The organism is Mojavia sp. (assembly GCF_059505145.1).
In genome coordinates this window covers 1-11,758 of record NZ_JCACKA010000151.1, presented here as the reverse complement: position 1 = coordinate 11,758, position 11,758 = coordinate 1, and the positions used below count along the sequence as shown (strand labels likewise).

8 protein-coding genes and 3 pseudogenes are annotated in these 11,758 nt (G+C 41.1%); 8 read left to right on the top strand and 3 right to left on the bottom strand.

Features of this window, described 5'->3' with window-relative positions:
• Positions 1 to 402 precede the first annotated feature (402 nt).
• Complete coding sequence (locus AC5JL8_RS38200) at positions 403 to 2,508, bottom strand: PAS domain-containing sensor histidine kinase (RefSeq protein ID WP_495884882.1); 2,106 nt, start codon at positions 2,506 to 2,508, stop codon at positions 403 to 405.
• 601 nt (positions 2,509 to 3,109) lie between these two features.
• Here AC5JL8_RS38200 and AC5JL8_RS38195 point away from each other — a divergent pair.
• From AC5JL8_RS38195 to AC5JL8_RS38160, 8 genes and pseudogenes are all read left to right on the top strand, one after another.
• On the top strand, positions 3,110 to 4,081 hold the full coding sequence (locus tag AC5JL8_RS38195) for an alpha/beta hydrolase family protein (protein ID WP_495882441.1): 972 nt from the start codon (positions 3,110 to 3,112) through the stop codon (positions 4,079 to 4,081).
• Positions 4,082 to 4,410: 329 nt separating this feature from the next.
• On the top strand, positions 4,411 to 4,563 hold the full coding sequence (locus AC5JL8_RS38190; protein WP_495884881.1) for a hypothetical protein: 153 nt from the start codon (positions 4,411 to 4,413) through the stop codon (positions 4,561 to 4,563).
• Between the two features lie 48 nt (positions 4,564 to 4,611).
• On the top strand, positions 4,612 to 6,210 hold the full coding sequence (locus AC5JL8_RS38185; protein WP_495884880.1) for a hypothetical protein: 1,599 nt from the start codon (positions 4,612 to 4,614) through the stop codon (positions 6,208 to 6,210).
• A gap of 628 nt (positions 6,211 to 6,838) precedes the next feature.
• Positions 6,839 to 8,110 carry a calcium-binding protein gene (locus AC5JL8_RS38180; RefSeq protein ID WP_495884879.1) on the top strand — a complete coding sequence of 424 codons (1,272 nt, stop codon included), beginning with the start codon at positions 6,839 to 6,841 and terminating at the stop codon, positions 8,108 to 8,110.
• 97 nt (positions 8,111 to 8,207) lie between these two features.
• Positions 8,208 to 9,025: pseudogene (locus AC5JL8_RS38175) on the top strand (IS630 family transposase); the annotation flags it as partial.
• Entirely contained in the window at positions 9,016 to 9,240 is a 225-nt protein-coding gene (locus AC5JL8_RS38170) for a DinB/UmuC family translesion DNA polymerase (RefSeq protein ID WP_495884878.1), read from the top strand. The pseudogene AC5JL8_RS38175 and the gene AC5JL8_RS38170, both read left to right, overlap by 10 nt.
• A 180-nt stretch (positions 9,241 to 9,420) precedes the next feature.
• Positions 9,421 to 9,508, top strand: a pseudogene (locus tag AC5JL8_RS38165) (DNA-binding response regulator); the annotation flags it as partial.
• Between the two features lie 11 nt (positions 9,509 to 9,519).
• A pseudogene (locus AC5JL8_RS38160) lies at positions 9,520 to 9,591 on the top strand (hypothetical protein); the annotation flags it as partial.
• 21 nt (positions 9,592 to 9,612) lie between these two features.
• On the opposite strand, the gene AC5JL8_RS38155 reads toward AC5JL8_RS38160, so the two are convergent.
• A complete protein-coding gene (locus tag AC5JL8_RS38155; protein WP_495884877.1) occupies positions 9,613 to 10,602 on the bottom strand; it encodes a phosphotransferase enzyme family protein in 990 nt (329 codons plus the stop codon).
• Positions 10,603 to 10,679: 77 nt separating this feature from the next.
• Complete coding sequence (locus tag AC5JL8_RS38150) at positions 10,680 to 11,492, bottom strand: Rpn family recombination-promoting nuclease/putative transposase (protein ID WP_495884876.1); 813 nt, start codon at positions 11,490 to 11,492, stop codon at positions 10,680 to 10,682.
• Between the last annotated feature and the right edge of the window lie 266 nt (positions 11,493 to 11,758).

Below are 11,758 nucleotides of genomic sequence, written 5' to 3'. Positions count from 1 at the left end.
ATCTATTGGTTTCTTTCATCCATTGCGGACATAGCCTCGTCCGTCAACCGCTTTTATCACTTTGGGAGAAGCCAATCACTGAAAGCCCTTGGGAGCTTTAATTTCCAGATTTGAGCTATAAATTTGATTTACTGTTAGAAAATAAAGGCTCAAAGCTTGGCTCAATAAAAGTTTCAGAACCTTGCTTCGATTATTATTTTCCGAGAGTGACAAAACAGGGTTAAGCCCTTCGGGTATCTCTTTCAAAGACGCTGCGCGATTTTGTGAGATGGCAAGGCTGGGGAAGCTTTGGACAATAAATGCCGAATTAAAATGCGTGTATTTGTTATCCAGTAATGGTTTTAGGCATTTAGCTACCAATTAAAATTATTTTCTTTTCTCCTTGCTCTCCCCCAGCTCATTTCACGACGATCTCACTATGAGCGCGTTGCTCCCCTGTCGAATCGGAATCTCAATTACAAACTCGGCTGACCGACCGGGTATGGAATGGCACCACAATGAACCACCATGCTTCTCAGCGATAATTTGGTAGCTGATCGACATTCCCAATCCTGTGCCTTTGCCAACTGGTTTAGTCGTAAAGAATGGGTTAAATAATTGGTTTTGAGCGGATTCTGGAATACCCAAACCGTTATCCACAATCCGAATTTGAACTTTGTCTGAACCTACTAACTGTGTACAAATCCGAATTTGACTAGGCTGTTGCTCAATTTCCTCAAATGTACGCCGTTGGTCTCGTTCTTCGAGGGCATCGATAGCATTAGTAATAATGTTCATAAACACTTGGTTGAGTTGACCAACGTAGCACTCAACCAACGGCAGGTTGCCATAGCCCTTAATTACTTCAATTTCAGGATGGTCATGCTTGGCTTTGAGCCGATTTTGTAATATCATCAGTGTACTATCAATGCCCTCATGGATATTGACCGATTTCATTTCGGCTTCGTCCATACGGGAGAAGTTCCGTAAAGAAAGCACAATGTTTTTAATCCGGTCTGCCCCAACTTCCATTGAACAGAGCAACTTGGGCAAATCTTCTACCAGGAAATCTAGATCGATCTCCTCGCTTTTGTCCTGGATCTCTGGCGCTGGGTTGGGATAATGCTGTTGATACAACCGCAGCAGTTCAAGCAGGTCTTGAATGTACTCATTGGCAGGCTTAAAATTGGCATAGATGAAGTTGACTGGGTTATTAATTTCATGGGCAACACCAGCAACTAACTGCCCCAAACTAGACATTTTCTCTTGCTGCACTAGCTGAATCTGCGTTTGCTTCAGCTTAAGTAAGGTAGTTTCCAGATCAGCTGCTTTCTGCCGCAACTCGGCTTCTGACTCTCGCAAAGCAACTTCTGCTTTTTTACGAGTACTGATATCACGAGCAATCTTAGAGACACCAATGATTTTACCTGTTGTGTCTTTAATTGGAGAAATCGTCAGGGAAATATCAATCAGCGTCCTATCCTTGCGTTGACGCACAGTCTCAAAGTGTTCAATCTGTTCTCCTCGCCTCAATTTCTCTAAAATTTTAACTTCCTCATTGATGCGATCAGGAGGAATAAGCATTGCCACAGGTTGACCAGTCGCTTCTTGTGCTTGATAGCCAAACAGTTTTTCTGCTCCAGCATTCCAACTCAAAATCACTCCATCTAAGGTTTTGCTGATAATGGCATCTTCAGAGGACTCCACAATTGCGGCCAAGCAGAATGAAGCAACTCCTGCTTTTTTACGTTCAGTAATATCACGACAGACAACAACTCCTCCTTTCAACGCTCCATTAGCATCTCTTAACGGACTGCCACAGACCAATGCCCATAGGCCTGATGGTACTTTGGCATGACGTACAAAAATTTCCAGATTGTCTACTTTTTCACCTTTAATCGCCCGTGCTAGTGGCACATCATTGCCTGCAATCGGTGTTACTTTGTCCGATAAAAAAAGTCCATATTGTTCTGACCACTGTTCACTATTTGTATCGGTGATACCGCTGCCAAACATTCGTTCGGCTGCTGGGTTAAACAATAAAAACTTCTCTTGTTCATCAGCCACAACCACTGCATCACTCATCCTATCAAGGATCATCCGTAAAATATTGCTTTGTTGTTGCAGTGATTGCTCAACAAGTTTGTACTTATTAACATCGTGAAGAATACCTTGAAAACCAATAACACATTCTTTGGCATCCTTAATAGGTGAAATATTCGTTTGAAACCAAGAAAAACTATTATCCTTGAGCTTGCATCTAAATTCTAGCCCTGATTTGTGATTACCAGTTTGCAGAATATCCTTGAGAAAGCCATGACAGATAGGTAAATCATTAGGATGAATTATTTGGTAAAATGATTGTCCTATTAGCTCCGAAGTTTTATAACCAAAAATTTCAGTAAATTTAGGAGATAAATAGGTAATAGTGCCTTCGGTGGAAAAGGAGTAAATAATATCATTAGCATTTTCTACAAGATGCTGAAACGAATAATTACAGCTTGATTCATTCCACTCGAAGTTTTTCATATTAATTTATTTACTCAACTGATCAATAGCTAAATAGGAAACATACATTAATTTATAATAATTTGCGTTTGGTAGATACTATTTGATTCCTACACTTGATAAGTGTAAGTATTAATTAAAATTAATAAAACAGTAATATTACTGTTTTTCATATAAAGAATTATCTCTTAAGAGTCTGTTATCAAGTGTAGCTTGATATCTCTGAGTCAAATGGCACGCTTGAAAAGCTCTTTAGGCTGGGTCAGCTGGGGGGAGAGAATGGTAATTTTAGTAACTATTGCTACCGCAAATACTTCAGTACACTTATGTATTTGTCTTCCCCAGCACCCTCTGCTGCCCCCGCTCAAGAACAGCTTGCCTCAAAAAATAACGCACACTCTTGGTGCCATTTCCTTAGCCCCAAGGGGAGATGGCATTGATGAACAAACCAGTTGAATTGTTATACCACTCTGAGCGCGATTGCATCTTTTACAAAAGCGCGATCGCCTTGCCAACCCAACAATTCATTCCATCCATTGCACCTTGCGGGGCAATCGCAATCAATTTATCAAAACTAATCTTTTAGAATTAACTTCACTAACTCTTGTAATATTTATCTACCATGCCTATCTACGGCCCAGATGTAATTAATTTTGAAGGGGTGAATGGCGATCGCTACTGGTTTTACGAGCCTTTTGCTTATACTGGGATAGCTGATATTGATGAGCGATTAAGTGGCTTTCCTGTTGCTGTGTTTTTACCACAGAATCGACCTGTAGAGCATACGCCTCTGGTAATTGGTTTACAAGGGATGTGTGCCCCTTATGGCTGGAACGCCTTCATTGTGCCAACTTTGACACAGATGGGGATAGCTGTAGCTTTATTCGATACACCTTTGTCCGGTGAGCGTAGCCTAGTACGTAGTTTCACCGCTGTAGTAGAAAATGAGATTAAACCATTGATTGAGCGGGATGTCTGCTTTGACACTAAGCTACTGCTGCATATCTTTCAACAGATTGCAGTTGACATTGCTAGAATACGTAACTTCTGCTGTGAACGCTACGGCATCAGTGATAGTCGTTTGGCTTTGTTTGGAGTCAGTATGGGAGTTTTACAAGCAGCCTATGCCTTTAATGCTAATGGTCTTGGAGAGCGACTGCTGGGAACAATTGGTCATGCTAATCTTCAATCTTTTGCTCAAAGTTGGGGACACTGGTTTTTACCAGAATTAGCAGCTTCACCCTTTGGTGGACTAGCAGAAGTAATTTTGCAGCGAGTCAAACCAGAAATCAAACCTTTAGTTAAGATCTTACAGTTAGCCAATAATCTCAAATACCCTGACGAACATAGTAATGCCTGCAACCCAATGACTTATATTGAGCGGGTTCAGCCGACACGTCGAGTTCGCTTTCTGGTTGGTGCTAACGACGGGCTTGTCAGCAAACAAGATGCTATTGAATGTGCCAAGTGTTTTGGTGATGGTGCTTGTTATGTAGTTCCTGGCATGGGACATGGCACTCATAAATGGGGAGCTTCTTTCGTTGACCATGTGCGCTATTTTTTAGTAACACAGTTAGCTGATTGGCGAAATTAAAAAGTCTGAATTGATTGAAATTTACTCTGCTCAACTACTTCAAGCTTAATTAGATAAATGCCAGAAACTTTTCTAATCGCGTTCTTAAGTAAGTTATTAAATATACAATTACATGAGCAAATATTTATAACTTTATTTTGTGTCAAGTAGATGAATTTTTGTAATAATTTGAAACTTACGCGAAAAATTTAATTATTGAATTGATAACACAATAGAAATAAAAACTCAGATGAGCAGTGTGAATTTTTCTAGCTGTTTACCTCAACTTGGGAACTCATTTAAATCTCAAAAAATAATAAGTTTTGAATTCATCAAGTAGGAGGAATTTTATGGCAAGGTACTTCTACAGTAGTATGGGTAACAACGAAGAAAAATCTAAGGCTTTTTTGGGCGGGCGAGGTGATCATCTGACTGGTTGTACTCGGTGGTCATCTCAAGGGATGACAGTCGTAAAAATGGAATCGCTTTGGCTCATCTTCTAAAACATTTTCTCAAGTTTTACAAAACATTACATATAAGGATGAATTCGTATGAGTAAACTGATAGTTCCTCCCAATATCATCGGTACAGATAAGGCAGATCTAGTTCAAGGTACCGACAAGAATTTCCCTTATCAAATCGACATTGAAATTATCGGTATTCAAGTTTTAACCAATGGCATCATCGATACCCGTTCGGGAGACGACACTATCAATGGTGAAGCTCAGGGTTTTCCTTCAAAGGGAACTGGTATTTCTAATAGCGGCACCGTAAAGACTGGTTTGGGAAATGATACGATCACAGGCACTGGTAGTGGTGGTTCTTCAAGCGGAACTGGTATTTCTAATAGCGGTACGATAGAGACTGGTTTGGGAAACGACACTATCTTTGGTAAGGGACAGGGTGGTTCTTCAAGCGGAACTGGTATTGACAATAGTGGCACCATAAAGACTGGTTTGGGAAATGATACGATCACAGGCACTGGTAGGGGCAGCGGTATCGGTCGGTACACCGCGCCAGGAACCGGCATCTTCAACAGTACAACAGGCATCATCAGTACTGGAGGAGGAAATGATACGATCACAGGTACAGGTGAGGGCGGTACCAGTAACGATGACGGTAAGGGTATAGGTATCTCAAATCAAGGCAAGATTAGTGCAGATACAGGCAACGACAAGATCACAGGCATCGGCAGAGGGACGGGTTACGGGGGAGATGGCATTGGAATCTTAAGCAGTGGTAGTATCAGTGGCGGTACGGGGAATGATTCACTCACTGGCACTGGTACTGGTAGTAGGCACATCTTTGGTGGTACAGGCGGAGATGGAATCGGCATCTCTAATACAGGCAAGATTGATGGAGATACAGGGAAAGACTCTATTGTCGGGACTGGAACAGGTGCTCAAGTGGGTTTTGTCTACCCTGATCGTACTAGCGTTGGTGGCAAAGGAATCGGCATTTCCAACACGGGCAGTATCAGTGGTGGAACGGAAGATGATTCAATTACTGGTGTTGGTACAGGAGGCAAAGGAACCCAGGACATTGGGTTCGACCAGGGCAATTTTGTAGGCCCTGGTGGTGATGGTATAGGTATTGCTAACACCTCCGACCTGGGTGCTGGCAATGGAAACGATGTCCTGACGGGCATTGGTATTGGTGGAATAGGTAAGCCTGGCTCAAACGGGCGTGGAGTCGGCATTTCTAATACAGGTACAGGTCGCATCAATGCAGGTAACGGCAATGACCAAATTCTTGGCTACGGTACTACTGTAGGAATCGAGGGCAATGGTGTCAATGTCGTTGGCATTGATGGTGGAGTTGGTGACGATTTGTTCAAAGCAAGGAAAATCAGCGGTTTAAACGCTCAAGGCAATCCGATTGAAAGTGCTAATCAGGATGGAGCTGTTGCCAATATCTTTATCAGTGCAGGCAACGGAAACGATATCTTTGACCTGGGATTCGGTAGTGCCAAGTTAAGTGGTGGTCAAGGCTACGATACCTTACTCCTTCCGGTTCTCGGTAGTGGTATTTACACCATTGGAACACCTGATGTCAATGGCTTCCTCCAGATTAAGAATACTGCCAGTACAAATGTTTTGACAGTTAGCGGTATTGAACATATCTTATCTGGTGGCGCGACTCTTGTTTAAAGTGATCTCGACGCTTTGAAAAAGGAACAAAAAAGGCACTCGTCTGGAATTCAACGAAAATACGCACCATGTCGAGAGCGATTGCGCTTCGCCCTAAAGTGCAATCATCTGATTACACCTCCCAAGCTAAAGTCTACAGCTCCATTGTAGACTTCGGCTGACCACAATACTTTTCGGTTAGGAGAAAAAGTTATTTGTTGAGGCAAGCTGTTCTTGAGCTGAGGAAGCGGGGGATGCTGGGGGGGAAAGAGTTACTGTAAATAAGTTTTCTCTTCCCCAGCTACCCCAGCTACCCCAGCCTCCCCAGCTTATCCGAAAAGTATTGCGGCTGACCAAATCAAGCTCTTGTGCAGGGGAAGTTCAGAGGAATTACTAGTATTTATTACTACTAATCATCTGAGAGTACATTTACTTGTTTGTCTCCCTCAGCACAAGAAAGCTCAAAACAGCTTGCCTCAAGAAATAACGCGCAGAAGCGCGCCATTCCTATTTAACATCAGAGGATATAGTTTATACATATCAAATAGAATGGCTATATCCCTTCAGATAGTTGCTTTTTTAAGCTTTCAAAGAAAATATACATTTGTATCTTATGCTACTAAAATTTTGTAGCAGGAAGTGAACAGCTATGGCAGTTATTAAAGGTACGTTAAATAACGATACATTGATTGGAACTTTAGACAATGACACAATTAGCGGCCTAGCAGGAAACGATAAATTATTTGGCAAAGCTGCAAACGATAGTCTCACTGGTGACGATGGTAGCGACTGGCTTGATGGAAATGCTGGAAATGATTTTTTACAAGGCGATCGCTACTTGAATAGGACTTATTCAGATTATGTAGGTCAAGATGTTGATGAAGTTTTGAAATTGTACCGTGAGGGACAGGATACTTTACAAGGTGATACTGGTAATGATTTCCTGGTGGGTGGTGCTGGCAAAGATACCTTGATTGGTGGCACGGGTAATGATGTTTTATGGGGTGGTTATGATGTTGAGGAAGGTACAACCGGAGGTGATAATTATTTCTACAAAGAATACTCTAACAAAGGTTACGGTAATGATCTATTAATCGGAGGGTCAGGAAATGACATCTTACGTGGGGATTCTATTTGGACAGATATCCTTTTTACAGGTCTCAACCCCCTGACAGGAGATGACACACTAGATGGTGGTTCGGGAGATGACGTTTTACAGGGTGCTTCCGGAAAGGATTATCTTTACGGTGGGATTGGTAACGATACTCTGATTGCTGGTTATAACTATCTAGATCCTGGAACTTCACGTCAAATTAGTGGTGGTAACGACTTGCTTGATGGTGGTCTTGGTAATGATTACATTGTTGCTAGTTCAGGCAATGATTATCTCGACGGTGGTGCAGGCAATGACACACTCATTGGCGATGATGCGCGCTTTTCCAGCAATGACACCTTAATTGGTAGCTTCGGTGATGACTCCTTAGAAGGAAGTAGTGGTAGTGATGTTCTAAATGGTGGTGCTGGTAATGATGTGCTGATTGGTGATATTGCGTATAATTTTTATGAATCTGGGAATGTCGTTGACACCTTAACAGGCGGTGCAGGGGTAGACCGATTTATTTTGGCAACAGCGGAATCTGGAAATCTGTACGGTGTGTCCTTGTCTTTTGATACTAATGGGGCTAATGGGGAAAATTTCAGTGAATACGCAATTATTACTGACTTCAACGTCACTCAAGATACTATTCAACTAGCCAAGTCTAGTTCAGCAATAGAATATCAATACATCTTAGGTTCTGTTCCGAATGGTCTGCCCCAAGGGACAGGGATATATCTTCGTCAAGATACAGACGTGCTAGTTGCCGTCCTACAAGGAGTTACAGGTTTAAGCCTTGATGCTAATTACTGGAGTTTTGTTTAAACTTGTATTTTCTAAACAATAACTGGTTGACACACTCCCCGCAATTCAATTGCGGGGATTCTAGGCTCAAACAGCAATTGCAGGCAAAGCCCGACTGGGCGCAAAGCGCAAATGGCAGGAGGCAGACTTAGCATACTTAGAGCAATGTTTAGAGGTAGAACCCCGTACCTATAACAGCTTGCAGCTATCACAAAAGTTGGCTCAACACAGAAATGTGCAACTAAGCCCAGACCGTCTGCGACGTTTGCTTAAAAAAAAAGGTGGAGATGGAAACGCACCCGCCATAGTCATAAAGGAAAACAAGACCCAGAGAAACAACAGCGCAAACAAGCAGACCTAGATACCTTAAAGCAAGCGGCAGTAGATGGTTATGTTGAACTGAAGTACCTTGATGAATCTGGGTGTTGTCGTTGGAGTCCAGCCAGCTATAGCTACAGCCGTATTGGTAGCCAAAAACTAATGCCACAAGTAGGTAGCTGTAGTGGTCGTATTAGCATTTTGGGTTTGTGGGAACCTCAAGTCAGTTTTGAGTATGCCTTGGTTCAAGGTGGGTTTAAAACTAAACGTTACATTGAGGTTATGGATTGGGTTGCAGCCAAAGCGCAACAGACTTTAAATGAAACTGGTCGTATCACTGTCGTTGTTCAAGACAATGGTTCTCTGCATACAAGTAAACTGGCAAAACAACAATGGCAACAGTGGCAACAACAAGGACTTTACTTGTTCTTCTTACCACCCTATTGTTCCGAGATGAATCGCATTGAGTCAGAGTGGCATCAACTGAAAACTCATGAGATTGCTGGACAGATGTTTGATAATAACTACGGCTTAGCGTTGGCAATTCTTGATGGCATGGAAACTAGAAGTGTCAAAGGTGGATATGCCCTTGAGCGTTTTATATTTAATTGCACCTAGCTACTTACCAACAAATCACGCGCAGTAAAACAATGCTGTACTACACCCGTGATATGGAAGCCATATTAACTACAGCGACAGTACTGTTTGAGTCAGTTGAGCTAGAGAATCGTAGTGTTAGGTTGTTGGGAATTGCATTGTCCAACCTGGAGAACGTGAAACAAACACAAGTGATTCAATTGCCACTGTTTGAATATGGGGGCAGAATTCTTTAGTGAGTGCTGAGATTTGTGAACTAAATCACAAACCAATAAACAAGAGAGTTTACCTTTGAAATAGCGACTTGAGTCGTCAGTAAATGTTTGAATACAAGATGTTACAGCAAGAACTTCAAAGGAGATTTATTCACCCCATCAATTAAAAGTTCTCGCTCACGAAATGGAGCGTTGGAAAACGTGGAAAGCCATAAACAAAAAATCCTGGTGGTAGACGGGCGTTGCAAGCATTCGCCGGATTTTGGAGACGCGACTTTCCATGATTGGCTAGAATACAGTCTGCTGGAATTACTGGTGATTCACTCAGGCAAATCGTTTTCTCGTAGAGAGATTTTACAACGGGTCTGGGGATATACTTCAGAACAAATGATTTTAATACTTTTGGAACAAAAATGGCTCACCCTTAAGATAAGGATGAACGTGTTCTTTAACAACATACAGTACGGTTTGGGAAATCCACTTATGCTCTTTTGGATTGTTCACATGAAAAGAAAGTACATCAATCACCGCCATGATAAAGAAACCTTCTGTAATTTGTAAGTAGTTTTCAGGTAGCTTACGGATAGCCTGATAACCTTCACAAAAGAAGGGTCTAACACTAGGAATTAAATATTGCAGCGTACTTGCTAAATCATAAAGATAGTAGCCAAAACCACACCGAGCAAAATCAATTGGTCGGATTTCTTCATTGTGTAATAAATAATTACCGTCATGGAGATCAGCATGAATTAATCCCCAAGTATCCTTTGTAGGAGAAAGACTTTTAATTACGTTTTGAACTTGGCAAGCTGCTAATTCTAAGACATTGTAATTTTCTGCTGAAATCAGTTGTAATGATACAGCTTTTTGAACCTCTGATAGTGCTAATTGAAAGCGATTTTTGTCATATACTGGGCGGACAAAGTTAGGTGGCAGTTGCCATTGGCTACTATGCTTGTGCAATTTAGCTAGTAATGAACCGAGTAGATAAGCCTGTTGTAAGCTTAATGGTGTATTGATGATATCGCCATCAATCCAGTGGAGCAGTGAGCAATAAAAAACTTCTTCAGTTTCATCTACCAAAACTTGAGTAACCCATCTATCCTCTAGATTTTTAACTGGCTGTTGCACAACAATTTCTGTACTATGACTCAAAGCATTAAGCCACATAAGTTCTGACTCAATTAATTCTGAGATTCCCCAGATATCGTCCTGCTTTCTAGAGATCGAGAAGTGAATACGTAGCAGAAATTTACCTGTTTGTGTTTCTAGAAAGTAGGTTACACTTCCGCTATGCCCTAAAAATTTTAGCTGCATTTGAGCAAGATTATAGCGTTCAAGTGCAGTTTCTGCGATGTATTCATAAAGACTGATTTGTATCATTAGGAATAGCCTTAACTACAGGTTTTAGCTAACCAAATTCAAGCATTTACCAAATAAATAATTACTGAGAATCCTATTTATATGCCTGTATGTTGAGCTAACCAAGTTTCTAAATCATTAACTGAATCAAAATCTAAAAATGCTTCTCCTAATGCCTCTAACTGCTCAGTAGATAATTCTCGAATTTGCTGGACTAGCGAACCTTCGATTTCACCAAAGCGGCGATTTAATTGGCGGTAAAAAAACTTGAATGCTTCTTTTTGAACAATATCTTGATAAATTACAGATTCTTGCATAATTTCCTCGCGTAAGAATTGATGAATTAAGTCTTTTTTGAATCTTAAACCCGCTAAAATCTCTGTACACCCACTAATATTCTGTCTTTCGACTCTATCAGGAATTTTAGCTATTTTCTCGGCAACCTGCGCTAATAAACTTGAGGGAGAGTCAGTTTGCGCCAAAGGTGCAAAGGGTAAAAGGGCAGAATTCTCAAGAAATAACGTCGGTTCTTGTTCCCACAAGCGTATAACACGATAGCGATGGCTGGTTACTTCGTCAGTGTATTCTTCAGTAAAAGCTATTACGTCATCAGTTTCTTGCAAGAAGATTACTATTTGAGTTATTGGTTTACGATATTGCCGTTTCAATCTGACATAGTAGTCTAGCATCCGTAAAGGAACAGGTGGATTAGATTTAGTTAACGTCTGAAACTCAATGTGTATAATGCGGCTTTCAGTTTCAAGAAATATTACTGAATCTGCTCGAATTGGCTCAATTGAAAGTTCAGTTTTTAGGACTGTAACTTTTTGTGGTTCACTCATGAGTAACCATTTAGCAAATTCGGCTGGATATTGCTCTGCTAAATACTTGCCAATATTATCAAAACTCAAAATATATCATCAAGTTAAATACAATGTCTATATTAACAAAATCATCAATTCAATTATTAGCTTTTCAAGAGATTACTTAATAAATCAAACTTAACTGCTCAAACTTTACTCCTTTCACCACTCCGCTTTCACAGACAAGAAACGCACACTAGCGATCGCCTCCCATAAAGCCTGCCACTACTGTTCCAAAACCCCTGACAACAAGGCTCCCGTCAGTACATTGTTCGTAAAGATGCTGAAGAATTGTTGCATCGCTTGGATTTAGT